This window comes from Variovorax durovernensis (assembly GCF_977011995.1).
Genome location: NZ_CDRNCW010000001.1, coordinates 719,558 through 746,364, shown reverse-complemented (window position 1 = coordinate 746,364; position 26,807 = coordinate 719,558). Strand labels below are relative to the sequence as shown.

At 70.3% G+C, this 26,807-nt stretch carries 13 protein-coding genes; 3 read left to right on the top strand and 10 right to left on the bottom strand.

The window, feature by feature from the left end:
* Positions 1-38: 38 nt before the first annotated feature.
* From ACWV14_RS03385 to phnD, 7 genes are all read right to left on the bottom strand, one after another.
* Entirely contained in the window at positions 39-1,949 is a 1,911-nt protein-coding gene (locus ACWV14_RS03385; RefSeq protein ID WP_454902603.1) for a protein kinase domain-containing protein, read from the bottom strand.
* A gap of 600 nt (positions 1,950-2,549) precedes the next feature.
* Positions 2,550-3,188 (bottom strand): type VI secretion system-associated protein TagF, encoded by a 639-nt coding sequence (tagF, locus tag ACWV14_RS03380; protein WP_454902602.1) that lies wholly within the window; start codon positions 3,186-3,188, stop codon positions 2,550-2,552.
* Complete coding sequence (tssM, locus tag ACWV14_RS03375) at positions 3,185-6,787, bottom strand: type VI secretion system membrane subunit TssM (protein WP_454902601.1); 3,603 nt, start codon at positions 6,785-6,787, stop codon at positions 3,185-3,187. Before tssM ends, tagF begins: the two co-directional genes overlap by 4 nt.
* Positions 6,784-8,133, bottom strand: coding sequence for a DotU family type VI secretion system protein (locus ACWV14_RS03370; RefSeq protein WP_454902600.1), 1,350 nt, complete (start codon positions 8,131-8,133; stop codon positions 6,784-6,786). Before ACWV14_RS03370 ends, tssM begins: the two co-directional genes overlap by 4 nt.
* A 46-nt stretch (positions 8,134-8,179) precedes the next feature.
* A complete protein-coding gene (tssK, locus tag ACWV14_RS03365; RefSeq protein ID WP_454902599.1) occupies positions 8,180-9,511 on the bottom strand; it encodes a type VI secretion system baseplate subunit TssK in 1,332 nt (443 codons plus the stop codon).
* Positions 9,512-9,649: 138 nt separating this feature from the next.
* Positions 9,650-10,714 (bottom strand): phosphate/phosphite/phosphonate ABC transporter substrate-binding protein, encoded by a 1,065-nt coding sequence (locus ACWV14_RS03360; RefSeq protein ID WP_454902598.1) that lies wholly within the window; start codon positions 10,712-10,714, stop codon positions 9,650-9,652.
* Entirely contained in the window at positions 10,714-11,751 is a 1,038-nt protein-coding gene (gene phnD, locus ACWV14_RS03355) for a phosphate/phosphite/phosphonate ABC transporter substrate-binding protein (RefSeq protein WP_454902597.1), read from the bottom strand. Before phnD ends, ACWV14_RS03360 begins: the two co-directional genes overlap by 1 nt.
* 162 nt (positions 11,752-11,913) lie before the next feature.
* On the opposite strand from phnD, the gene ACWV14_RS03350 reads away from it, so the two are divergent.
* From ACWV14_RS03350 to ACWV14_RS03340, 3 genes are all read left to right on the top strand, one after another.
* Complete coding sequence (locus ACWV14_RS03350; protein ID WP_454902596.1) at positions 11,914-13,806, top strand: ATP-binding protein; 1,893 nt, start codon at positions 11,914-11,916, stop codon at positions 13,804-13,806.
* Between the two features lie 180 nt (positions 13,807-13,986).
* Positions 13,987-15,090, top strand: coding sequence for an ABC transporter substrate binding protein (locus ACWV14_RS03345; protein WP_454902595.1), 1,104 nt, complete (start codon positions 13,987-13,989; stop codon positions 15,088-15,090).
* Complete coding sequence (locus ACWV14_RS03340; protein ID WP_454902594.1) at positions 15,087-17,087, top strand: hybrid sensor histidine kinase/response regulator; 2,001 nt, start codon at positions 15,087-15,089, stop codon at positions 17,085-17,087. Before ACWV14_RS03345 ends, ACWV14_RS03340 begins: the two co-directional genes overlap by 4 nt.
* A gap of 33 nt (positions 17,088-17,120) precedes the next feature.
* Here the strand turns inward: ACWV14_RS03340 and ACWV14_RS03335 are convergent, their stop codons facing one another.
* The 3 genes from ACWV14_RS03335 to ACWV14_RS03325 form a co-directional block, all read right to left on the bottom strand.
* Positions 17,121-22,538: a two-partner secretion domain-containing protein gene (locus ACWV14_RS03335; protein ID WP_454902593.1), complete on the bottom strand. Its 5,418-nt coding sequence runs from the start codon at positions 22,536-22,538 to the stop codon at positions 17,121-17,123.
* 2 nt (positions 22,539-22,540) lie between these two features.
* Positions 22,541-24,250 (bottom strand): ShlB/FhaC/HecB family hemolysin secretion/activation protein, encoded by a 1,710-nt coding sequence (locus ACWV14_RS03330; RefSeq protein WP_454902592.1) that lies wholly within the window; start codon positions 24,248-24,250, stop codon positions 22,541-22,543.
* A gap of 323 nt (positions 24,251-24,573) precedes the next feature.
* A complete protein-coding gene (locus ACWV14_RS03325; protein WP_454902591.1) occupies positions 24,574-26,733 on the bottom strand; it encodes a CHAT domain-containing protein in 2,160 nt (719 codons plus the stop codon).
* Positions 26,734-26,807: the final 74 nt, after the last annotated feature.

Sequence of the window (26,807 nt, the reverse complement as noted above, 5' to 3'; positions counted from 1 at the left end):
GGGAGCCCTCGCGCAGAGGGCCGGCGCTCTGCAGACGATTACTTCTCGACGATTTTGAAATTCGCGACGCCATAGACGTCGTTGCACGGCGCGCTGCCGGGCGCGCACACCGGCTTGCCCAGCAGCGGCGAAGGACCGGTGCCGCGCGTGGCTTCGAGCGCGGCCAGCACCGGCAGCGGGAACACCGGGAACACGCCGTCGTTCTGCACGCCGGCGGCACTGAAGTCGCGCTCGTGCTCGCTCACCAGCACCGCGAACTGGTCGGTGCCGGGCGGGCCGCCCGCGTCCATCGGCCACGAGGCGCGCGGCAGCGAGAGCGAGCCGCCGGCGGTGATCTTGTTGTACTTGTCGAGCAGGTTCGGGAACAGCAGGAACATCTCGCCGCCGCTGGACAGCAGGAACACGTAGACGAAGCCCTCGCGCTTGCTGCGGACCTCGAACGCGAGCCGGTCCTTGCCGACGGTGACCTCGGGCTTCTTGGGCGCGGCGGTCACGTCGAAGCCCGGTGCCGCGCCGGCGGCAAGCGACTGCAGCGATTCGAGCGGCGTGCGCGGAGCCGGCGCGGGCGCGGGAGGCGGCGGCGCAGGCGGCGGCGGTGCCTCGGCGACCTTGGTGTCGGGCGGCGGCGCGGGTGTGGGCGCGACGGCGGCCTGCCTGCTGTTCGTGTCGGCTTCAGTGCCGCCACCCGTGCGGCCCTGCAGGAACCACCAGCCGCCACCGGCCACCGCCGCGAGGGCGACGGCCGAGGCGATCGCAGTGATGGTCTTCCGGCCGGCGGGCGCAGAGGGCGCAGGAGACGGCGTCTTCGCGTTGCCCGGCCTGCCTGCGGATTTCGCGTTGCCCACGATGACAGTCGCCGCGTCTGCAGCAGCATTGCCGCCGCCACCTTGAACGCGCGGCGGCTGCGTGCGCGGCACGGGCGCGACGGTATTGCCCGCATCGAGATCGAGCGCAGCGCGCAGTTCCGCCATCGACTGCGGCCGCTGCTCGGGCCGCACGCCCAGGCCCGCGTCGATGGCCTCCAGCAGCCGCAGGCTGTAGCGCTGCCGCAGGATGTCGTTGCCCGCGAGCGGCACGTAACTGTCCGACAGCAGGCGCGCCACCGAAGGCGGCGGCGCGCGTCCGCACACCGCCACATGCATCACCGCCGCGAGCGCATAGACGTCGGTCCACGCGCCCTGCGACATGTCGGGCATCTCCGCGTACTGCTCGATGGGCGCATAGCCCGGCTTGAGGATGACGGTGATCGCCTGCGTCTTGTCGGTGATCACGCGGCGCGCGGCGCCGAAGTCGAGCACCACCGGCCGGCCGGAGCCTTCGAGCAGGATGATGTTGTCGGGCGCGATGTCGCGGTGATAGCAATTGGCGCTGTGCATCACCGCCAGCGCCTGCGTGACGCCGTCCATGATACGGATCAGCCATGCCTCGTCTACGCCTGCGGGGATGGCTACCAAAGCTTCTCTCAGCGTGTCGCCCCTGTAGAAAGGCATGACCATGTAGGTCGTGCCTTTTTCTTGCCAGAAGCGGTAGACCTTCAGGAGCGACGGGTGGTCGAACTGGGCGAGCAGGCGGGCTTCGTTGATGAAGCTGCGCATGCCGAGGTCGAAGGTTTCCCTGTGTCTTTCGGACAAGGGGACCACGGTGCCGTCCTGCTGTCTTGTGGACAGTGACGTGGGGAGGTATTCCTTGATTGCTACTACGCGTTCGAGGGTGTGGTCCCAGGCTTCGTAGACTACGCCGAAGCCGCCCTGGCCTATGACTCTGGTGACTTCGAATTCGGCCAGGCGGCTGCCTACTGGGAGGAGGCCGGCGTCGGTGCTTCCCGTGGCGGGGCTGGTGACTGGCTGAGCTGCTGCACCAGCTGTGATGACTGTGGCTGCCGAGTCTGCGGTCGTTGTTGACCTTGGAACTACTCGGGTGCGGTCGTCTTCGTTTGGGGAGTCGGTCATTGACTGGCTCCTTTGTTGAAGGTTTGCTTTTCGGGGCCGGGTCTCGCCCCGGCGGGCGAGCTACTTTCTTTTGCTTCGCCAAAAGAAAGTAGCCAAAGAAAAGGCGACCCCACTGTCTGCGACCCCTTCGCTGCGCTACGGGGCAACCTGCGGTGCTCGCGTTTCGCGGGGTCCGCAGAACTCGCTTCGCTCAAACAGCTGCGGCCCTGATCCGCGAAACGCTCCGCTCCTCGGCGCAGCCAGAGGGGAAGTGGAGACAACACGGGCCTTTGCTTCGCTCGGCCCACGCCGCACAGCCGCTGCGCGGCTGTGCTGTTCGCGCCGAGCGAAGCGATGGCGCGTTCGGTTTCCAAATCTCTTCTGGCTGCGCCGAGGAGCGCAGACGTAGGCGGGATCAGGGCCGCAGCTGTTTGAGCGAAGCGAGTTCTGCGGACCCCCGCCGTAGTCGAGCACCGCAGGTTGCCCGTAGCGAAGCGAAGGGACGCAGACAGCAGGGTCGCCTTTCTTTTGCCTACTTTTCTTTGGCGAAGCAAAGAAAAGTAGGTCGCCCGCCGGGGAGAGACCCGGCCCCGAAAAGCAAAACAAGAAGAGGCCCTCATCTCACCCCTCCTGCGCAAAGCCAAGAAAAAGCGCATCGAACTGCTCATCGACAGGCAATCCGCTGCAGGGCATGCGAACCCCGGACTCAAGACCAGGATCGCCAAGCCAAAGAGACTCGCTCCCAGCAGGCAAAGTCAGCAACTCGACAGCGCCCTGCCGAACATCCTGTTCAGCGGCATCGGCAAACACCCGCTGCAGCACAGCATCGAACCGCAGCGCATCCAGATCCCCTTCAAGCCCTTCAAGCGCAGCCTGAGTAGCCCGAATCCACCACTGCAGCGCGGCAACCAACGCCTCGCCGCGGAGATCCGTCCCGGCGGATCCATCCAGCTCCACAGCCAGCGTGAAAGGAAAGTACCGCCCCACCCCATCCACGGAAGGCATCAACACCCCGATCCACCCACGCTCGCCAGCGACCCCAGGCCCCAGTGCAAAGCACCAGATCGGCGCCTCCAGATACCGCTCCATCCAATCGGCATGCCGGTCCTTCAGTCGCGCCAGCCCACGCTGCAGCCACTGGTCCCACACGGAACGAAACGCTTCGGGCAAACGACGATGCGCAAAGTCCCCCATCCCCGGCAACTTGCCGAACCACCCTGGCAGGTCCGCCGAGGCAAAGATGGAAGAAGCTGCGCTCACAGCCCCTCCGGACAAGAAAACTCCCGCAGCTCGCGCAACCGGATCGGATGCTGCACGCTGTTGGTGGTCACCTCGAATCGCGTCTTGCGAGCGCCGATCTGGAAGGTGATGAAAAATTTCTCCGGCGCATCGCCCGCTTCGAGCTGCCCGTCGTCGAGCGCACGGAACAGCGCCCAAGGCCCGTCCACAGCCGCACCAGAGCTGCCCGTGGTCGAAGGCGGGCTCACCTGGATGCGCACCTGGTTGCTGCCCTTCGGCCCCGGCCACTGCACCGCCATAGGCACCACGGGACCATGCGCGTACTTCACGAGCTGGCCGTCCACGTCGAGGATGAACTGGGTGATGCCTGCGTCCATCTCCACCGGCTTGAAGTCCAGCCGCATCGACGGGCCTCGGCCGCCGCCGCGGAAGAAGATGTCCTTGATGCGCGCCGCGCGTTCGAACTGCGCGAGCGCCTGCGTGGTGATCGCGCCGCGCTCGGCCACGGGCTTGTAGCGCCAGGGCCGGGTGCTGGTGTCGACCAGCGCGGCCAGGCGCTTCTGGAAGAAGTCGTCCATCAGGCCGCCGGGGCCGAACATCTGGCCGAAGTCTTCGGGCAGCACGTCGCGCTTGCTGTTGCCCACGAACGGGTAGCGGCCTGCGATGGCGCGCGCACAGAACTCGGCCACGGGGCGCAGGTCCTGGCTCAGGTTGCCGCGCTCGGCCACCTGGGCCTGCGCGGCGCCGGACTGGCTCAGGTTCTCGACCATCGAGCGCACGGGCTCTGGCAGCCGGCCCGCGTCTGACTTGAGCTTGCCCGCCACGTCACCCGGCGGCGGCGAGGTGCGGCCCTTCACTGCCGTGTCGACCGCGTTGAGGTAAACGTACACCTCGTTGAAGAGCTTGAGCGCATCGTCGATGGGCGCCGGCTGGTTGGGGCCGCCGGCGGTGACGAGGCGGCGCAGCGGCTCGAAGCGGTCGTCCACGATGCTCTCGATGCGCTTGCCCGGTGCCACCTGGCGGCCGGGGTCGCTGCCGAACAGGTCTTCCAGGCCCTTGCGCGTGTTGCGCACTGTCTCGGTCGCCTTGCTGACCACGTCCTTGTTGGCGTCGGCAGCCGGTATCAGCGTGGTCTGCTTGACCACCGCGCGCAGGAAGTTCGCGAGCGGGGAATCGACGCCCGAGAGAATGCGCGCGGTCTCGATGTTCTTCTCCAGGCCGGTGGCGCGAATCAGGCGCACGTCGGCGAGCAACGCCTCCCACTGCTTGACGTATTCCTCCAGGTAGAGGCGGCGCACGCGGTCGGTCAGCGCGCCGAGCGCGGCCACGTCGCGCAGGCGGTCGGCGGCGTTGCGGTCTTGCCCCAGCACCCACGGGTCTTCGTTGGCGAGCAGGCCGGTGAGCACGGTCACTTCGTTCTGGAAGCGCTTGTGATAGCCGTCGTAGGTGAACATGCCCGGCACGCCCTCGGTCAGCGGCTTGCCGCTGATGCGCTCGAACACCAGCGGACCCGAGGGACCGGTGGCGGTGGCCACGCTGAAGGCCGGGATGTCCTTGGTGGCGCGCTGGCGCTTCAAGCGGCTGAACACGCGCTGCTCCAGCGGGTAGCTCGCGAGCACGGCGCGCACGCTGCGCACCAGGTTCTCGTCCATCTTCAGCGGCGAGCGCGGCGGGCCTTGCGCGATGAGCACGTCGAGCTGGTCTTCGAGCGCCTTGCGCTGGTCTTCGGGAATGCCGCGATCGAGGTTGCGCGACCAGTCGAGCGTGATCCAGGCCTTCAGCGCCTCGGGGTCGAAGTGCTCGGGCTGGTAGAGCATCAGGTAGCTCTTGAGCGCTTCGTAGGTGTACTCGAGGTTGTCTTTCTGCGCTGTGCGCAGCTGGTCTTCGATGCGCTTGGCGATCTGCGGCAGGAAGGCGTCGTTGAGCGCGCGCTGGTGCGTGAGCATGGCGGCTGCGTCGAGCTTGTCGCCCTGGTAGAGGCCCAGCGTCATCGACAGCGGCTCGTTGCCGTCGTGGTTGTCGGGCGTCTTCCAGATGTCGCGCAGGCTCTGCAGCACGGGCGCGACTTCCACCAGGTTCTGCACCCGCGCGGGCAGCGCCGCCAGGTTCTGCCGGGCGGGCTCGACGCGGGCCTCGACCGACTTCAGGTAGTTCATGTTCTGCAGCGTGCTGTAGCCCCAGGCCGCGAGCAGGCCGACGGTGACCAGCGTCATCGCCGTCACGCCGATCACGCGCAGCGTGTGGCGGCGGCGCTCCAGCTTCACGTCGGCACCGGCCAGGCGCTGCTCGGGGAACACCACCTCGCGCAGCAGCGAGGTGAGGAAGTAGCTGCGCCCGCTGCTTTTCTGTGGCGCGAGCATCGCGCGCTCGATGCCGAAGCTGCGCGCCAGGCTGCCCATCACGCGGTCGATCGGGCTGCCTTCCTGCGTGCCGCTGGTGAAGTACACGCCGCGCACCCACGGCGGCTGCGCGAAGCGCGAACCGGTGAACACCTGCTCCAGCAGGTCGGACAGCAGCGGGCCGACGGAGCCGAACTGCGCCGGGAAACCGAAGATCGCCGCGCGGCGCGTGCTGTCGGTCTCGCGCTGCATGCGCGCGATGAGGCCGTCGTTCACGCGGTTGTGCAGCAGCGCGAATTCGCGGTTGAAGGCCGTGGAGAGCCCCTTCTCTTCGACCTGCACGTTCTCGTCCGCCGGCAGCGTGAAGCCGAAGACCTGCGCGCGCTGCTCCTTGCCGAGGTCGTCGAAGTAGTCGGTGAAGCCGTAGAGCAGGTCGCTCTTGGTGACGAGCACGTACACCGGCAGCCGGGTGGTGAGCTTGCTGTCGAGTTCGAGCAGCCGCGCGCGGATCGACGCCGCGAGCTGGCTGCGCGCCTCCGGCCCCTGGCTCAGCAGGTCGGCCACGCTCACGGTCAGGAACACGCCGTTCAGCGGCCGGCGCGGGCGCGCTTTCTTCAGCAGGCCCAGGAAGCCTTCCCATGCGCTCTTGTCTTCCGACTGGTGGCTGTCCTGCGTGGTGTAGCGCCCGGCGGTGTCGATGAGCACCGCCTCGTCGGTGAACCACCAGTCGCAGTTGCGCGTGCCGCCCACGCCGCGAATGGCGCCGGGGCCGAACTTCTCGGCGAGAGGAAAGCTCAGGCCGGAGTTGACCAGCGCCGTGGTCTTGCCCGCACCGGGCGCGCCGATGAACACGTACCACGGCAGGTCGTACAGGTAGCTGCCGCCAGAGATCGACATCCAGTCGCGCCAGCCCGGCTTCTTGCCGGCCGCATGCAGGCGCATCTGCTTGAGCGTGGCAACGGCTTCGCTGAAGCGGGTATCGAGGATCTTCTGCTCGCCGTTGACGGGCGCGTCGGTCTTGGCGGCGGGCGCCTTCATGAGGCCGTCTGTCAGGTGCTGGCTCGCACGGCGCGCACGCCAGCGGCGGTACAGCGCGCGCAGCACCACGACGAGCACGATGACGCCGATGACGATGGCGCGCGTCATTTCGCTTTCGAGCGGCGCGAGCGAACCGATCTTCACCAGCGGACCGATCCACCAGACCAGCAGCGCGACGACGATCAGCGCGAGCAGTGTCAGCAGCAGCGGACTGAACAGGAAGCCGAAGATTTTCTTGATCATTTCGTCGCTCCTGGAACGGGAGCAGCCGATGTGGCGGCAGCGAGCCGGTCGGGTTCGGTCAGCAGCACGATGTCGACGCGGCGGTTCTTCGCGCGGTTGGCGGGCGTGTCGTTGGCGGCCACGGGCTCGGCATCGGCCTTGCCGTCCGAGCGCATGCGCGCGGGATCGACCAGCGTGCTCAACGCGCCCTTCACCGCGTCGGCACGCGCGGCCGACAGGTGCCAGTTGGACGGATAGCGCAGCGAGCGAATCGGCTGGTTGTCGGAGTGGCCGGTGATCAGCACCTCGCCCTTCACCTCGGCCAGCGCCTGCCCGATGCGGCGCAGCACCGGCAGCGACTGCGCCATCGGCTCGGCGCTGCCGGAGCCGAAGAAGGAATCGCCGCGCAGGCGCACCACGCTGCGGTCGGCCTCGTCGGTCACGGTGACCAGGCCCTGCTTGATCTCCGGCTCCAGGAAGCGTGCCAGGCGCGGCGTCTTAGCCGGCAAGGCCGGCGGTGCGATCTGGATGTTGGGCGCGCGCAGGCTCGACACCGCGGCATAGGTGGTGTCGGAGCGGTAGTTGAGCGTGAGCCGCAGGCCGAACCACGCAAGTGCCAGCAGCAGCGCGAAGCCGGCCGCGAACACCCACAGCGGCAGCGATTCGCGCAGCCGCACCGTGCCCGCGCCCTGCCCGCGCCAGTGCGGAGAAAGCTCGGGCTCGACGGCCGGGCGGTCCTTCGCGATCAGGTCGGCCAGGCGCTGGCGCACCGAATCGAGCTGCGCGCGGCCGTTGTCGACAACACGGTAGCGGCCCTCGAAGCCGAGCGCGAGCACGCTGTAGATCAGCTCCAGAAGCTGGCGGTGCGTGGGCACGTCCTGCGCGAGCTTGGCGAGCAGCTGGAACACCTTCTCGCCGCCCCAGGTCTCGTTGTGGAACTGCACCAGCAGGCTCTGCTTGTTCCAGCCGGCCTGCACGCCCCAGGGCGTGTTGGCCACCGCCTCGTCGAGCGCGGTGCACAGCACGTAGCGCGCGGCAAGCACCGATTCGTTGCTCACGCCGGCGCGGCGCGCATTGGCGTCGAACTGGTTTACCGCGTCGGCGGTGGAGGCGCGCAGGGCCGGCACGTTGGGCGGCTGCGCGAGGTTGCGCAGCTTGCCAATCAGCACCAGCAGCTTGCCGGCGGCCGACACAAGCGGGTTGAGCAGCCCCAGTTCGCCGACCTCGGCCGCGGGCGTCGGATCGGCGCCGCCGAAGAACGGCGCCGGCGCAGGCGCAGGCGGCGCACCGCCCGGCGTGCGCGGCTTGGGCTTGATGACCGTGCGTTCGGATTCGAAAGCGGCAAAAGGATCGGGAGGTGTGCTCATGATGGCTCCACGCTGACGGTGCCAATAAGTGCGCGAAGACTGGGGGTCATGCTCGTATCGCCCAGAAGGCAAGGTCGAGGCCGGGGAAATCGCCCGCGATGTGCATCGCGATGCCGCCCGACTGCTCGAGCTGGCGCCACAGGTCGCTGTTGCGTGTTTCGAGCTCGAAGTAGTTGGCACCCGTGTGGAACGGAATCTGGCGCGGCGCGACCGGCATCGGCGTGAGCGTGACGCCCGGCAGCGCCAGGTTCACGAGGTCGCGGATGCGCTCCACCGGGCCGATCTTGACCTGCGTGGGAAAGCGCGCGCGCAGCGCCTCGCTGGGCATGTTCGCGTTCACCGCGAGCACGAAGGTCGCCTTGCGCTGCAGTTCCACGTCCGTCACCATCGCCACGCGCACGCCGTGCTTGCGGTCGTGCAGTTCGATGCGGATCGCCGACTGCTCCAGCACCATCGACAGGCTGCGGCGCAGGTCGTCCATGACCGGGCGGAAGCTCGTCGCGAGGTCGTCGTGGATGTACGGCCCGAAGCGCGCCACGCGGCGCGAATCGCGAAAGCTCGCCAGGTCGCCGGCCAGCCCGAGCGCATGCTCGAAGAAATGTTGCGGATGCAGCATCGCGCTTCTGGCCAGGTGCGCGAACACCGCCTCGTTGCGGTTGACGGCCTGCAGCAGCATGAAGTCGGCGATCTCGGCCACGCCGCCGGTGCCGCCCTGCGTCATGCGGCCGGCGAGCGCCTCGCCGCGCTGGCGCAAGAGGCCCAGCAGTTCGTCGAGCCAGGCGCGGATCACCGCATGGCCGGCCACGTCGAGCAGCGGCGGCAGCATCGCGCGTTCGAGCAGCACCTGGTTGTCGACGCGGCGCTCCAGCACGCGGGCGATGCCGAGCGTGGTCCAGGCGTCGGTGGCTTCGCCGGCGCGCATCAGCCGTGTGTGGAGCTGGCCCAGCTGCAGCATGGCGGTGCGCTCGCCGGCGGTGTTGGAGTCGGGCACCTCCGACTCGAGCACGCGGTGGCGCACCAGCTCCTCGTAGTCTTCCGCGTCGGCCTCGCGCGCGCCGGCGCGGCGCAGCGGCAGCGCGAGCACCACGGCCTCGTCGCGCATGCCGGCGGGTATGTCGATGGGCTCGGGCAGCGGGTCGACCGCCGGCATGTCGAACACGGTGCCGTCGCCGAACACGCCCACAGCCCGCACCAGCGCGAGCTTGCCGAGCGTGAGCGCGGCGGCATCGATCTCGAGCTCGGCAAAGCCCCAGGCGTAGGGCGTGGTCGCGCGCAGCAGCACATGCCGCGCATGGTCGGCATGGCGCTCGCTTTGCTGCAGGTGCTGAGGCTGCAGCAGCATCCCCTCGCTCCACACCACTTTTGTTCGCCAGCTCATCCACGCTCCGTCAACGGCAAGGGTGCCGGAAAAGAAGCACGGAGTTTCAGGCGCGGGACGCGGCGGGCAAATCCGCCTTAAGGCCTAGGCGCGGGGGTTTGGTGGTACGGCGAAGGGACTAGGGCCCGGCGCGGGGCTTCAGCGATTCGGCGCGCGCAATGCCTCGACCTGCTCCGCATAGGTCTTCTCGATGCGCTGCAGCCGCTGTTCGCGCGCGGCCTCGTTGACCCACGACGCGGCCATGGCGCGCTGCTTGCCCAACTGGTACTCCAGCCGGGCTTCGGGCAGCAACGCGCTGTCGTCGGCCTCGACGTAGCCGTAGCCCGCGCGCAGGTTCTTCAGCACCTCGCGCTCGGCATCGCCGCGCGGGCCCTTGGCCTTGCCGTAGCCGGTCAGGAAGTTCTGCAGCCGCGCCTGGAACTCGGGCGGGTAGCTGCGCCGCACCACCATCGGCGCGCCAGGCGGCGGCTCGGACTCCCACACCACCTGCAGCCGCTCGGCCTCCACCGGGAACTGCTGCCTGAAGCGCTCGAAGTCGGTGGTGTTGTTGGTGGCCACGTCGGCGTCGCCGTTGGCCACGGCGAGCGCGGTGGCCTGGTGGGTGCCGACGAACTCGCTGAGGAAGCGGGTTTCCATCTGGATGTTGTTAGGCAGGAAGAACTGGCTCTGCGGCACGATGAAGCCGGTCACCGAGCGGCTGTCGCCGCGCGCGAGCCGCCAGCGCTGTGGCTCGGCGAGCAGCCCGGCCAGCGTGTTGAGAGGCCCGGCCTTGCGCATCAGCAACACCGCCCGGTGCTGCGGAATCCCGGGCTGCTTGGCGATCTGCGCCACCACCTTCATGCGCCGCTGCATCACGGCGTCGAGCGCCATCTTGGCCGACAGGAAGGCCATGTCGATCTCGTCGCGGCCGATGGCGCGGTCGAGCTCCTCGTAAGACGGCACCGAGTACGAGCTGACCGGAACGCCGAGCGAGCGGCTCATGTCGGCCATCAGCGGCGTCCACAGCGCCCGCGACTCGACCGTGCCGCCCAGCGGCAGCACGCCGAAGCGCACCGCGCGCACCACCCCGGGCACGCCCCTGGCGGGCGCCGGCGGCGCCGCATTGGCGCCCTGCGCGGTGGCCGTGGCGGGCGCGGCCAGCATCGCGGCCGACGCGACGAACAGCAGCGTCGCGGCAAGCATTCGGGCGGCTTGGCGGGCCATCAGGGCGTCACGTCCTTGAGCACGCCGACCTGCTCGGCGTAGTTGCTGTCGATGCGCTGCAGGCGGGCTTCGCGCGCGGCGTCGTTCACCCATTGCGCGGTCATGGCGTTCTGCCGGGCCAGTTGCCAGGCCAGCTTGGCGGCAGGCTCCAGCGAGCTGTTGTCGGCCGGCAGGAAGCCGGCCAGGTCGTGCAGCGACTTGAGCACCAGCCGCTCGGCGTCGCCGCGCGGGCCCTTGGCGCGGCCGTAGCTGGTCAGGAAGACCTGCACGCGCTTGCGCAGCTCGGGCGGGTATTCGCGCCGCACCACGATCTGCGCATGCGGAATGAGGTCCGACTGCCACAGCACCTGCAGCCGGTCGGCCTCGGCCGGAAAGCGCTGCTTGAAGCGTTCGAAGTCGGCCGTGTTGTTGGTGGCCACGTCGGCCTCGCTGTTGGCCACGGCCAGCGCCGTGGCCTGGTGGGTGCCGACGGTCTCGCTGAGGAAGCGCGTCTCCATCGCGATGTGGTTCGGCAGGAAGAGCTGCAGCTGCGGCACGATGAAGCCCGATACCGACTGCTTCTCGCCGCGCGCCAGCCGCCAGCGCTCGGGCTGGGCCAGCAGGTCTTTCAGCGAATTGAAGGGCGGCACCTTGCGCGCCAGCAGCAGCGCGCGGTAACCGGGCAGGCCGTCGTGCCGCACCACCTGCGCCACCACCTTCATGCGGCGCTGGGTGACGGCGTCCAGCGCCATCTTGCCGGACAGGAAGGCCATGTCGACCTCGTCGCGCTGGATGGCCTGCTCCAGCGCCTCGTACGAATTGACGGACAGCACGCTCACCGGCCGGTCGATGGCGCGGCTGAGTTCGGCCAGCAGCGGGTCCCAGTCGCTGCGCGACTCGAAGGCGCCGCCCAGCGGCAGGATGCCGAAGCGCACCGGCGGCTCGCGCGCGGTGCCCTGGGCAGAGGCGAGCAACGGCGAGAGGCCGACGAGCAAGCCCATCGCCGCCGCGCGCAGGGCAACTGGAAACAGGGCAGTAAGGCGCAATGAAACCAGCATTTTTTGACCGGATGGCATGGGTTCGCCGACGGGCGGCGGGTCTGACATGGGCTGTGCGGACGCCATTAAATAGCAATTGCGAGCAACTTTCGTGATGTTTTTCCTGCTTCCCTGTTCGCTCCGGCGCCCCTAAGCTCGGACCTCCATGCGTCCGAAGCCCTCATGAACTGGAACTTCCGCGTCCTGCGCGGCTTGGCCCGCCTCACTTTCGCGCAGCAGCTGATCCTGCTGGCGCTGGTGCCGGCGGCCCTGGCCACGCTGGCGGCCATCGCGGTACTGACGCGCCAGCACCTGGGCAACCTCACCGAGCTGATGCGGGCCAACGCGCAGACGGTGGCGCTGCAGGTGGCCACGGTGGCGCAGGCCCCGCTGGCGCGCATGGACCGCCGGGCGCTGCAGCGCACCGCGCAGTCGGGCACCTACCAGCCGCACGTGCAGCAGGTGCAGATCTGGACCGAGGACGGCGAGATCGTCGCCAACTCCGAGACCTCCGACCGCGCACGCGGCCAGGGCCTGCAGGTGGTGGTGCCGATCGTGGGCGACGACGGCCGCCACCACGGCAAGGTGATGGTCGAGATCAGCCTGGGCGCGGTGGAAAGCGCGCGGCGCTCGGTCTGGCTCAACGTGGTGCTGGTGCTGGCCTTCAGCCTGGTGGGCGTGGGCCTGGCGGGCTGGTGGGCGGCGCGCCGCATCAGCGAGCCGATACGTGCGCTGGGCAAGGCGGTCGACCGGCTGGGCGCTGGCGAGGACGCGAGCGTGGTGGTGGAGGGCACGTCGGAGGTGCGCCACCTGCAGCACGGCTTCAACCAGGCCGCGCGCGCGCTGGCCGAGAGCCACCGGCTGCTGCAGAGCCGCATCAACGAGGCCACAGCCGAGCTGGCGCGCAAGAACCAGCAGCTGGAGGTGGCGAGCCAGGCCAAGACCCGGCTGCTGGCCGCCGCCAGCCATGACCTGCGCCAGCCGCTGCACGCGCTCACGCTGTTCTCCGACGGACTGGCCAACGGCGAGACCGACCCGGTGAAGCTGCAGCGCATCGGCCACATCCGCGAATGCGTGGATTCGCTCGACCGGCTGTTCTCCGAACTGCTGAACCTGTCGCAGCTCGACGCCGGCGTGCTGCAGCCGCAATGGGCCGACTTTCCGCTGGACCGGCTGTTCGACGAGATCAGCCGCAACTTCCGCCCGGTGGCCGAGCAGCAGGGCCTGCGGCTGGTGGTGCGCAAGACCGACGTGTGGGTGCGCTGCGACTACGTGATGCTCTCGCGCATCCTGAACAACCTGGTGTCGAACTCGCTGCGCCACACCATCGAGGGCGGCGTGCTGATCGGCGCGCGGCGGCGCGGCAAGGGCGTGCGCATCGACGTGGTCGACACCGGCGTGGGCATCGCGCTGCAGCACCAGGCGCGGGTGTTCGAGGAGTTCTACCAGGTAGAGCCCACCGGCCGGCAGGCGGCGCGCGGCGCGCGCGGCATGGGGCTTGGCCTGGCCACGGTGCAGCGGCTGGCCGACCTGCTGAACACCCGCGTCGAACTCAGCTCGAAGCTGCACAAGGGCACCTGCGTGCGGGTGCAGGTGCGCTCGGCGCCGGCCGCGCTGCCGGTGCCGGCTTTGTCGGCCGCCCTGGCCGGCATCGAGGAGGAAGAAAGCCTGGCCAACGTGCGCATCCTGGTGATCGACGATGAGCGCACCATCCTCGAAGGCCTGGCCGTGGTGCTCGCCAACTGGGGCGCCGAGGTGCTGCCCGCGCAGACCCGCGCCGAGGCGCTGGCCATGGCCGACGGCTGGGCGCAGCCGCCCGACGTGGTCATCAGCGACCTGCTGCTGCAGGGCGGCGACAACGGACTCGACGTGATCGCGGCGCTGGAGCGGCACCCGCGCGGCATCGGCCCCGGCACCGCGCGGCTGCTGGTGACGGGCGAGACCAAGCCCGACCGGCTGCGCGAGGTGGCCAACGCGGGCATCACGGTGCTTTACAAGCCGGTGTCGCCGCGCGTGCTGCGCCAGGCCATCCAGGCGCAGCGCGCCGCCGCCGCGGCGCTGCTGGCGGACGTCTGACGACTCACCCGGGGTAGGTGCGCGGGTTAGTCCGTCGGACATAGGCCGAGCGGCTGCCGCACAGTGATATTCGTCACACGGGCAGGCCGCCGCGGGCCCTGACATAAGCCCTCCGCCTTATCGCAAGAAGCAGGGGCGGTCCTTACATTGGATCATCGCCCCTTGCTGCGGAAGCAGTCCATGTTCGTTGCCGTTTCCCACATCTTTGCGCTGTTCCGCGGACGTCCAGGACGCCCCGCGAAGCCGCGCGCGGGCATGCGGCGCGCCGTGCTGGCGCTCATGGCAGCGTCGGCCGCGTCAGCCACGGGCCTGGCGGCGGCCTCCAGCCTCACCGTGCTGATGGGCGACGACATTCCGGCGTCCTCGGAGTTCGTGCAGCAGCTGCGCGCCGACCAGGAACCCGGCAGCCGCTTCGACCTGGTGCGGCTGCCGGCCGGCGGGGCCGCGCCATCTTCTGAACCACAGGTGGCGCTGGACACCGGCACCGACCCCGATCGCGCCGCCAACGCGGGCGTGCGCACCCGCGGCCTGCGCGGCGCACCGGCCGACGCCCCGCTGACCATGGCCGTCGGCCCCGCCGCCGCACGCGCCGCCGTCGAGCGGCCCGGCCAGGAGCCGCTGGTGCTCGCGATGCTGAGCCGGCTCGACTACGAGACGCTCAAGGCCGCGAGCCCGGCGGCCCTGCGGCGCGGCGACCGCCGCGTGGGCGTGCTGCTGCGCGACCCGGCCATGACCGACCAGCTCGCGCTGATGAGCGCGGTGCTGCCGCAGAAGCACCGCGTGGGCGTGGTGGCCACGCCCGAGTCGGAGCCGCTGGTGCGCGAGCTGCAGCGCGCCGCGCAGGTGGCCAACCCGGCCTGGGACGTGCGCATCGAATACGCGCCCGACGCCCGCTCGCTGGCCGCCGCGCTGCGCATCGTGGTGCCGCAGAGCGATGCGCTGATGGTGCTGCCCGACCTGATAGGCGACAACCAGGCGGCCACGCTCTCGGTGCTGCGCGCGGGTGCCGGCGCGGGTCTTCCGGTGTTCGGCACCAGCGAAGGGCTGGTGCGCTCGGGCGGCCTGGCCGCGGCGGTGTCGACGCCCTCGCAGCTCGCCCACCAGGCAAGGTTGCTCGGCCAGAAGGTGGCGGCGGCGAATGCGAACGGAAGCAACAACAACGGCCCGCTGGTGGAAGCGGCGACGCCCGCCAGCGTGCGCATCAACGCCACCGTGGCACGCGGACTCGGCCTGCGCCTGCCGGAGGAACGAGAACTGACCGAGCGACTCGCGGCGCCGCGATGAGCACCGCCGCGCGGCCCTCCAAAGGCACGCTGCCGACCGTGGCGGCGGTCGACGCCGTGCCTTCCGGAGCGGCACCGGAGGCGGCCCCTGCACCATCGCCGCCGCCGACCCACACGCTCATCGTGCGCGGCAACCTGCAGAACGACCTGTTCCGCCTCGGCGTGGTGCCGTGCGCGGCGGTGGCGCTGGCGCTCACCGGCTGGTTCACGCACAGCCGGCTGCAGACGCTGGAGGCCGCCTTCGACGCCGAGGGCCAGGCGGTCGCGCGGCAAGTGGCGGCCATGTCCGACCTGAGCCTGTATGCGGGCGACCTGCCCGCGCTGCAGAACGTGGCCAATGCCGCGTTGCGCGGCGGGCAGGTGACGCGGGTGGAAATCAGCAACAGCGCGGGCGTGTTCGTCACGGCCGGGCCCAAGACCACCTCGCTCGCGCGGCTGCGCATGTTCACCTCGCCGGTCACGCTGCGCGAGGCCTCGCGCGCCAGCGCCTTCGCGCCCGCGGGCTCCACCGCGGCGGGCGACACGCCCATCGGCCTGGTGCAGACCTTCCGCGACACCACGGCCTACACGCGCGAGCGCAGCCGCTCGCTCATTGCCGGCATCGGCATCGCGATGGTGGCGCTGATCGCGGCCTGGGCCTCGGTGCGCCACATGGCGCGCACGGTGGCGCGGCCGCTGCGGCGCGTGTCGCGCACCGTCGCCGCGCTGGAGACCGGGCAGTTCGACGTGCGCTGCGGCGTGGTCGAGGGCGGCACGCGCGGCACGCACGAGCTGGCTGTGCTGGCGCACGACATCGACCGGCTCGCCGAGCGGCTGCAGCACAACCGCCAGGTCAGCGAGGAGCGCGTGCGCGAGGCCACCGCCGTGGCGCTGCAGCGCATGGCCGAGGCCGAGCAGGCGGCGCTGTCGCGCGCACGTTTCCTGGCCGCCGCCAGCCACGACCTGCGCCAGCCGCTGCATGCCATGGGCCTGTTCATCGACGGCCTGCTGCCGGGAGCCACGCCGGCGCAGCGCCCGGCCGTGCTGCGGCTGCAGGAGAGCACCGAGTTCATGGGCGTGCTGCTCGACGACCTGCTCGAGATCTCGCGGCTCGACGCGCAGGTGCTCACGCCGGCGATCGCCAAGGTGTCGCTGGACGCGCTGTTCGACCAGATCGATGCGCAGCATGCCGCCGCCGCTGCAGAGGCGCGCGTGCGCCTGCGCTGGAGCGACCGGGGCCTGGCGGTGCGCACCGACGCGGCGATGCTGCGGCGCATCGTCGGCAACCTGGTGAGCAACGCGCTGCGCCATGCGCCCGAAGGCGGCACCGTGCTGGTGGCCGCGCGGCGCTGCGCGGCGGGCGTGCGCATCGAGGTGCGCGACAACGGCGTGGGCATCGCGCCCATCCACCAGGGCCGCATCTTCGAGGAGTTCTACCAGGTGGCCAACACCGAGCGCGACCGCCGGCGCGGCTTCGGGCTGGGGCTGGCGATCTGCGCGCGCATCGCCACGCTGCTGGGCACGCGCATCACCGTGCGCTCGGCTCTGCAGGCCGGCAGCACCTTCGCCTTCACCCTGCCCGCCGCGCGCGCCGCCGACGCGGTGCCGCCCGAGCCGCCGCAGTTCGCCCCCACGCCGCTGGCCGGCCTGCGCTGCCTGGTGGTGGACGACGACCCCGCCATCCTCGACGGCACCCGCACGCTGCTGGCGCAATGGGGCTGCCAGGTCGAATGCGTGACCACCGGCGCCGAGGCCATCGCGCGGCTGGCCGGCGGCGACGTGCGCTACGACGCGGTGCTGTGCGACCTGCAACTGGCGGGCGACGACGACGGCGTGGACGTGCTCGACGCCGCCAAGCGCCTGCAGCCCGATGCGCTCGCGGTGCTGGTGTCTGGAGCGACCGGGCCCGAGGTGCTGCAACGGCTGCGCCAGGGCGGCGTGATGCTGCTGACCAAGCCGGTGGCACCCGCCAAGCTGCGCGCACTGCTCACCACGCGGCGGCAGGTGCACGCGAGCTGAGCGAACGACCAGGGCAGCCGCTGAGCGGCTGCGTCAGAAGTCCGCGCAGCCGTTGCGCTTTTCGGTGTTGACGCAGCTCGAGAGGTTGGGCCGCGAGCGCACGCGCGACCATTCGCGCGCCAGCACGTCGCCGGCCTGCGCCGCGCGGTCGCCGTCGAGCGGGCCGGTCGCGTAGCAGATCGGCGGCGGGCCCATGTTGCGGTCGTACAGCCAGGTGCTGGGCAGGTCGCGCAGCGCATCGGGCAGCGGCAGGCTGGCCGGCGCGCTGACGAGCAGGTTGCCCGGCACCACATTGACCGCGTAGCCCTCGGCCGAGGTGAATGCGCCGTTGATCGCGTACAGGCCCGGCAGGCTGCCCGGCAGCGCCGGCGAACTCACGAAACCGAAGAAGCCACGCCCGGTGTCGCCCAGGATCAGCCCGCCGATGCCGTAGCTGAACAGCGGGTTCGGAAAGCCGAAAGGCCGGCTCGCATTGCCGATGACCACCGTGGCCACCGGCTGCTGCGTGTAGATGAAGTGGTTGGCCCCTGCGGGAATGCTCACGGCGCACAGGCCCGAGTAGGCGCAGTGGTACAGGTTGGGATAGATGCCCGAGCCCTGCAGGCCGCCGCGCGTCTCGCCCACCCAGGTGTCGGCCCACACGCGCCACGGCGCGCCGGTGATGGTGTAGCCGCCGAGGTTCTGCAGGCGCGCGCCCGCCACCAGGTCGGTGCCGCTGGTGCTGCTCACGTTGGTGCCCAGCAGCAGGTCGCCGCTGAGGGTGCGCACGAACACTGTGTCGGCGGCCATCGAGGTGGCCGACGCCACCTGCGGCGCATTGCCCGCGGCATCGAAGCCGGTGACCGACACCGACCCCAGCTGCACGGTGTCGACATCGACATAGCGGAAGGCCCCGGCCGCGCCGCCGCCGACGGTGGCCGCGCTGACGTTGTTCGATGCCTGGTCGAGCAGCACGCTGCCGCCGGTGGAGCGCGCCATCAGCGTGCCGGCGGTGATCGGCGCGGCGGCGGTCTGCGTGATGTTGCCGCGCGAGAGCAGCCCGATCTTCGGTGCCGTTAGCGCGCCGCCGAGGTTGATGTTGCCGCCGCCCTCGTTCTGCAGCGTGAGCGCCGAAGACAGCGCCAGCGGGCCGACGACATCGATGTCCGCCGCATGCGCGTTGCTGCCCACCACGATGGTCGGCGCGTCGAGCCGGCTGAACTCGTCGGCCGACACCGCGAAGCCGGTGGCCGCCGTGCCGCCCAGCGTCACCTTATTGGCCGTGCGGTCGACCGCGTTGCCGCTGGCCGCGTCCACGCCGCCGGGGCGCAGGTCGAGCACCCGGCCCGCATGCACGTTGCCGCCGATGACGACGGCGTCGCTCGTGCCGTCGTTGCTCGCGCGCAGCACCACGTCGCGGTTGCCGCTCACCTGCGCGCCCTTGCCGATGTTCACGCCCGTGCCGTTGGCCTGCGACTCGCCCGCGATGTCGATGTTGCCCACGCCCAGCGTCGTCACCAGCGTGTTGCCCGCGAGCAGCACGCCGCCCGACGGCGCATCCTGCGGGCCGGGCGTGACGAGGCCGCGGATGCCGATGTTGCCGTCCACGCTGCGCAGCGTGGCGCCGTTGATCTCCACGCTCTGCACCGCCAGCTGCGACTGGCTGTAGTTGTAGCTCGCGCCCACGCCCAGGATGTCGATGTCGCCGCTGGTCGTGAGGATCTGGCTGGGCGCCGTGCCGCCCTGGATGCGCACGCCGTCGCCGTGCTGGCCCACGCCCGAGATCGACACGTCGCCCGTGCTGCTCTGGATGCTGATGCCCGTGAGGTCGACCGTGGCCTGCGTGTTGAAGATGGAAGGCGGCAGCGTGCGCCTGCCGCTGATCCGCACCGAGCCGCCGGGGCCGGCGTCGCCCAGCGCGGTGGTGCGCGTGTCGATGCTGGTGCCGTTCATCGTGACGGCCGGGTTGCTGCTCGCGCCGGCATCCGCGTTCATCGTCACGTTGCCGCCGTTGGTGTTGATGACGCCGTTGTAGTTGATGGCGCCGCCCTGCCCGCCCACGCCCGCGTTGAACACCACGTTGAGCGCGCCCGAGTTCGACTGAATGCTCGTGCCGCCGCCGGTGCTGATGCTGTGCGCCGCATCGAGCTCGAAGGTCAGCGGCGCGGCGCCCTTGCTGCGCACGATGGCCGCGCCGGCCGCGAAGGTGATGTTGCCGTCCGTCGGGATGCCGCCGGTGCCGGTGGTGATGGTCACGCTGGTGCCGCCGTCCAGCGCGGCGTTGATGTCGCCGTCCTGCACGGTCGAGTTCGCCAGCGGATCGAAGGGATTGCCGGTGAGGCTGCCCGAGGCGGTGCCGTGCGCGATGTTGACGTTGTACGGATCGATCACCCAGGTGCCGGCCGTGCCCATGGGCGCGGAGGCGTCGACGCGCAGGCCCAGCAGCTCGAAGTGCTGCGCGGAGGTTTCGATGGTGCCCCCGTTGCCGCCCGCGCTGCCGCCGCGCGCCGACAGGCTGCCATAGCCGCGCAGCGTGTCGCCCGCGACCACCCGCACCGTGCCGCCGTTGCCGGTGGCCGAGCCCGCATCCGCGCGCAGGCTGGCCGGCGCGTCGATGGCAATCGCGTTGCTGCCCCGGATGTCGATGGTGCCGGCCTGGCCCGCGCCGCCCGCGTCGATGGTGGTCAGGTCGCTGTAGACATCGCTCACCAGCACGTTGCGCCCGGTGATGCTGACCGTGCCGCCGGCACCGGTGGCGCTGGAGGTGTCGATGAACGCGTTGGTGGCGTTCGATGGAGCTTCGGAACGGCTGAACGTGCGCGCCAACACCACGTCGCCGCCGCGGCCGTCGATCGACACGGTGCCGCCCTCGGCGCGCACGGTCTCGCCGGCCTCCATGGAAATGGTGACCGCCGAGGGCGCCTGCCCCTGCGTCACGCCTGCGTTGCTCGCACTGAAGCCCTGGCCGCCCGCGGTGCCCGCGATCGACACGTCGCGCCCCTTGCCGGCCGTGATGCTGCCGCCGTTGATGTCCACGCCGTCGCCCGCGCCGTAGCCGACGCCGGTGCCGTTGTTGGCGGCCTGTGCCGAGGTCAGGAAGGCGTCGTTCGCGGTCAGGCCCTGCAGGTTGGCGCCGGTGCCGTCGATGCCCACGCGCCCGCCGGCGTCGATGACCGCGCCGCGCAGCGTCACGCCGGCCGTGACGGCCACCGTCACGTCGGGCGCCGACAGGCTGCCGCTGGGCGCTACCGTGCTGCCGTACACGGCGCCCGGATCGTCGGTGGTCCAGCTGCGCGAGCTGCCGATCACGCTGACGTCGCCGGTGCCGGTGCGCAGTTGCGTCAACTGCCCGTCGTTGCCGGCCAGCAGCACGCCGTTGGCACCGATGCCGCCCTGGCCGTCGACGGCGATACCGCCGCCGCCCGTGGTCAGGCTGCTGCCGCGCAGGTCCACGCCGTCGGAGCTGACGTAGTAGCCGGCCGCGCCGTTGGCCTGCTGGCTCACGCCCTGCCCGCGCAGCACGATGGCACCGCTGCCGCCGCAGGCGACGGTGCCGGTGGCGCAGGTGGAGAGCGAGCTGCCGGTGAGGGTGATGCCGGCCACGCCGCTGCTGGAGCCGCCGTCGTCGACGGACACGCCGCCCACCGCGCGGCCGGTGTCGGCGTTGCCCTGGCCGTAGAAGCGGATGCTGCCGCCGTTGGTGGCGATGCTCGCGTTGTCCATGCGGATGGCGCCGCCGATCTCGTTGGCATCGGCGTTGGCGTCGAAGTTCACGCCGAGCGCACCGGCTTTCGACATGATCGATGCACCGCTGTTCATGGCGATGCCGTTGACCGAATCCACCGTGAGGCGTGCATCGCGGCCTTCGGACTTCACCACCTGCACGCCGTCCTGGAACACCACGTCGGAGTTGCCTTCGGTGAGCGCCGTGCGCAGGTTGACGTCGGTCGAACGGCCCAGCGTGGTGCCGATGGTGGCCGCGCTGACGTGCGTGCCGTTGGCCGCTTCGCCATAGCCGTTCGGGTTGTAGGCGGCCACCTTGCTGTCCACACTCAGCGTGCCGCGCGACAGCACGTTCCAGCTGCCGTTGGCGCCCGTGGCGCCGCCCGCCGCATCGATGCGCGCGGCTGGCGTCACTTCGAGCTGGCCGCCCGAGGTGCCGATGGTGCCGCCGTTGCCGCTGCCCGCACCGCGCGCGGAGAGGCTGCCCGAGATGTGCGTGAAGCCGCCGTCGATGTCGATAGTGCCGCCGGCGCCGTTCGCGCCCGTCGCATCGGCGGAGATGCTGGCGTCCGGCGCCATGCTCACCGCGCTGGCGCCCTGCACCGTTACCGTGCCGCCAGCGCCGCTGCCGTTCGCGTTCACACTGCCGCCGGCCAGCCGGATGTAGTCGCCGCGCAGCGTGACCGAGCCGCCGGTGGTGCCGGAGGCGCCCGCCTCGCTCAGGCCGTTGCCCGCATCGATGGTGCCGCCGACACGCATCTCGTTGTTGCTGCCGGCCGCCTGGCCGGCGTCGAGCACGATCTCGCCGTTGCGCGTGGACAGCGAACGCGCCTGGATCACGCCCGTCTGGCTCACCACCAGCTGGCGCGCATCGACGTTCGCAGCCGCCATCAGCACCACGCGCCCGCCGTCGGCCGTGACCTTGCCGCTGTTCGCAAGCTGCGCCACCGCCGTCGGGTCGGCAGCCTGCAGGTCGGCGAGCTTGAACTTGGTCTGCCCGTCGGCCGGGATGTTGAAGGTGGTGAGGCCGTCGCCATCGAAGTCGAGGTTCAGCGTCACCTTGCTGGCCGACACCAGGCCCACCGAGCCGCGCGCGACGTTGATCTCGCCCTCGTTGCGCACCACGCCGCCGAGCAGCGCCACCGTGCCGTTGGGCGAGGTGGTGGTGATCGACGCGCCGCCCTCCACCTTCACCTGGGCCATGCTGCCCTCGGGGCCGAAGAAGAGAAGCTGCTCGTTCCTGCCGATGGCCTTGTCCTCGGAACCGGCGGGCATGAAGTTGCTGTTGGCGATGTCGAGCGTCGAGGCCACCAGCCCGCCCACGCTCACCGACGAGCCCTTGCCGAACACGATGCCGCTCGGGTTGATGAGGAACACGCTGCCGCCCGGCAGGTTCGGATTGCTCGCGAGCGTGGTGCGCAGCGTGCCGTCGATGCGCGACGCCTGGATGCTCATGCCGTCGCCCACCACGCGGTTCAGCAGCACGGCCGAGGTGCTCGGCTGCGAGATGCTGACCACGCCGTTCGCCCCGATCGAAAAGCTCTGCCAGTTGACGATGCCGCGCTGCAGCGGCTGCACGATGTTCATCACGCCGGTGCCCTGCGTCATCGTGACGCCTCCGGCAATGGGCGTGAAGCCCATGGGCAGCACCTGGGCCATGGCCGGTGCGGCGCCCGCGCACACGAGTGACAGCGCGAGCGGACGCAGCTGCAGCCGCCGTTGTTGTGAAAACCTGTTGCGTTGCTTCATGGTCAGAACGCCTTGATGAGCTGCACGTAGAGGCGCGGGTTGCGGCCACCGCCGTCGGTCAGCGCGGGTGGCGTGCCGGCGCGCCAGGCCAGCGTCGCGTTGATCGAGAAATTGCCAGGGCGCGACCAGCTCAGGCCCACGCCGTAGCCGCGCAGGCTGTGGCTGTTGATGCCGTCGTAGGGCGTCGGGTTGCGCACGATCTTTCCGCGCGCGGCGTCGTAGAAGACGAAGGGCGTGAGTTCTTCATTGAGCGACCAGCGCCACTCCACCGTGCCGATCAGGCCCTGGTCCACCAGCAGTTCGCCGGACGGGTAGGCGCGCACCGCGCGCGCGCCGCCGAGCGCGAGTTTTTCCGAGGCGTCGAGGTTCTTGCTGGCCCACTGGCCGCCCAGCGACAGGTACAGCGAATGGCGCGGCACGATGGCCTGCAGGCGCGAGAACTGGAAGCTCAGCTTGGTGAAGCCGCCTTCGGTGTTGTGGCCGGTGATGCTGCGGTCGAAGTCGCGGCTCTCGGCATCGCGGATCGACAGGTTGCCGTGATACAGCGTGCCCGAGCTGGCCCAGTAACCGCCGCCCAGCAGTTCGTCGCGCCGCTCCCAGGTCCAGCCCAGGCTCAGGCCGTTGACGCGCTTCTTCGAGGTGAAGTCGGCCGCGCGAAGCTCGTCGGTCAGGTCTTTCACGTCCACGCCCAGGCGCAGGAACAGGTTCTGCTGGCGCTGCCGGATGAGCGGATAGCTCAGCGAGAAGTCGAGCACGTTGGCGCGGCCCCGTGCGTCGAGATCGGTGAACTGTCCGCCCAGCTCGTAGCTCACGCGCGACAGGCCCACGCCCGCGCGCAGCCCGCTGGTGCCGATGGGCGCTTCGTAGGCGATGCGGCCGAACTGCAGCGCGTTGCTGTCGGACACCATCACGCGCATGTCGAGGTTGTCGCCGATGCCGAAGGGGCTGAGCCAGCGGGCCGTGCCGCCCACGCGGTAGCGGCCCGATTCCCTGGTGCCGTGGTTGTCGCCCTCGGCGGTGAAGGCCCAGCGCGGCGCGGGTGCCACCTCGACGGACAGGTCGGTGGTGCCGGCCTGCGTGCCTTCCTGCAGGCCGGAGGAAACCTTGATGCCCGGTTGGTCGGACAGCAGCAGCATCGCGCGTTCGTAGGCCGGCGCGCTGACGGCTTCGCCGGGCTGCAGGGGCGCGAGAAAGCCGCGCACACGCGCCTCGGCGATGGGCGCGTCGGGCGCGACGACGACGTCGACCTTGCCGAGGCGGCCTTCGATGACGCTGATCTCGACGATGCCGTCGCGCACCGTCTGCACGGGCACCACGGCCTGTGCGAGGAAGTAGCCGCGTTCCTTGTAGCGTGCGGTGATGGCCTTGGCGAGTTCTTCGAGGTCGGAGAGCGTGACGTCGCGGCCGATGTAGGGCGAGGTGATGGCTTGCAGCTCTTCGTTGCTCAACGCCTTGACGCCGTTGAGGCGCAGGTCGTTGAGCCTGAACGATGCGCCGGCGGGTTTCGGCGGTGCGGGCAGGCTTTGCGGTGCGACCGTGCCTGGTGCTTGTGCCAGGGGCCGATCGCAAGTGCCGCAGGGGTCTTGTGTAGAGAGCAGCGTGTCGGGTTCGGCCTCTGCTGCGTGCGTGCGTTGGGCTGCCAGCAGCAGCGCCGCGCTCACCAGCGTCGTGACTGCGAAAGCCGTGGGGGTCAGGCGTTGGCGGGCTTGCATCTCAGTGCTCTGTCCTGCGTTGTGCTGCTGTTGTTTCGGGGCGTGTGCACAGGCCACCGGGTACTCCCCTCCGCGAATGTCCCCCGGGGCTTCGCCCCTCCTCCTTTATTTCGCTGCGGGGAGCACCCGGCGCCCTGCGCACAAGGCGCGCTGCGGGCTTGCGGCCGATCAACAAGTGCTCTGAACGCTCACGACGGCGGGGTGCCTTGCGCAGCGAAATAAAGGAGGAGCCCGAAGGGCGGGGGACATTCGCGGAGCAAGGCACCCCGCCGGCGTGATCGCGCCCCGAACAAAGGACGTCAAACAAGAGCCAGGACTTCATGTCACCCCCCCACCGTAAGACGCCAGTTGCCGATCAAATTGAACGGCGCCCAGAAGAAGGGATGGGACATCTTGGGGTCCTTCAACACGGCAAGCTGCCCCGCCTGCATCGCCTTCTGGATGTCGCGGCCCTTGGCCAGCTCGCCATAGAGCGTGCTCATGAGCACCGCCGTGGCGTCGTCGGACACCGGCCACAGCGACGCGATCAGGCTCGAACTGCCGGCCGACAGAAACGAGCGCGTGAAGCCCAGCACCTCGTCGCCCTGCGCGATGCGCCCCAGCCCCGACTCGCAGGCCGACAGCGTGACCAGCGCGGTGCCGTCCATCGGCAAGCCGAGGATCTCGTGCGCCTCCAGGAAATTCTGCTTGCCGCCCTCGTTCGCCAGCAGGATGCGCGAATACAGCGGGTCGACCGCGTCGGCCTCTGCATGCGCAGCCACGTGCATCAGCGGCGAGCGCGAGGCCACGTCGCGGAACTGCGTCTTGGTGGCGGCGGCGCCCATGTACACCGTGTTGCGCGGGAACAGCTGCGCGAGCTGCTTCACCTCGGTCTCGGCGCCGGGCAGGTCGTACTTGTCCTCGATGCGCGGATTGCCGAAGGCGGTGAGCGATGCGTTCACGCGCGGCGTGCGCTGCGCGAGCTGCACCGCGATGCTGATCGACGGCGCCACGGCCACCGGGTGCGTCTCGATGACGTAGCGGCCGTCCAGCCGCAGCGCCTGGAACGGCAGGTAGTGCAACGGCCCGTGCGGCACCACGATCAGCCGTTGTCCGGGTGCCAGGCCCAGCGGCCCGAGCAGCGCGGCGCCGAGCTTGTCGGCATTCGTGATGGCGGTGCGGCGGCCGCGCACGATGGAATTGCGAAAGGTCTCGACCAGCTCGTTGAGTTCGTCGCGCTTCACCGCCACGTTTTTCTCGGTGATGCTGTTCGCGCTCACCACCCAAACCACCAGCCGGTCGGGCAGCGAATGGAACTGCACCACGCGCTCGTCGGGCGCCAGCGTGGCTTGCAGCGCCGGCAGGTCGATGGTGTTGGCGGCCTGCTCGTTGATCTTCGCGCGGCCGCGCACCGCGTCGAGCAGCGCGCGCGAGCGGCTATGTTCGCTCACCTCGAAGGCCTGGCGCGCATCGCCCGCGTCGCTGTAGACGGCCACGCCGCGCTCGAACACCGTCTGCAGGTCCGAGAACAGGCCCATCTTGAATTCTTCGCTGCGGAACTTCGCGCGCACCTTGTCGACGTCGCCGAGCGCGCGGCCCACGGCCTCGGCCGCGGCCTGCTTCTGGCCCAGCGCGAGCTCGCTGCGCGCCACGCCGTCCCACGCCCAGAGGCGGTAGTACTCGGTGTCGGCACCGACCTGGCGCGCGGTGAGTGCGCGGTAGGCATCGCGCGCCTCGGCCGGCTTGTTCTCGGCCAGCAGCAGGCGTGCGCGGGTGCGGTCGAGCTGCGCGGTGAGCGGCGCATCCTTCGGCGGCGCCATGGTGCCGATCACCTCGCGCGCCCGCGCGGTGTCGCCCGATTCGATCAGCGCATTGACCAGCGAGGCCTGCACCAGCGGCGCATAGCGCGACGAGCTGTTGGCCAGCGCCTCGTCATAGCTGAGCACCGCGCCGGAAAAATCGCCGCGGCGCGTGCGCACGTCGCCGATCACCTTCTGCACCGGGCCGACCACCAGCTTGGGGTCGCGCGCCTGGTGGCGCAGCGCCTCGCGCGCGAATTCCTCTGCCTTCTCGAGCTGGCCCGAATAGCTGTAGACGATGGCCAGGTCGCGATTGGCCATGGCCATGAGGTTGGGGTCGTTGGTGGCGTTGGCCAGGTGCAGCGCCTTGCTGGCGGCACGCACGCTCTGGCGAAACTCGCCGGCCTCGGCCAATGCCACGGCCTGGCTGCAGTACTGGTAGCCAGAGAGCTTGACGCTGTCCTGCCCGTAGAGCACCGCGCCTTCGCTGGTCAGGGCCAGCAGGGTGTCGGTGTCGTCGAGGCGGGCCTGCTCCATGCGGTCGGCGGCGGCCTCGGCGTTGGTCGGAGCCTGGGCGCGTTGCTGCTGCGCCCATGCCGGGGAACCGAAGCCGGAGGCAATGACGCCTGCAAGACCCAACGCCACCGCAAGGCCCGCACGGCGGCATGCGGGACGCTCCCATCCCCTACTGGAAAACCAAGCCATTGGACCCCCGCGTCGGGCCATGAACCCGCTGAAAGCGGGCGACCGGCGCCTCGGAAGTGGGCGCCGTTCAGGCC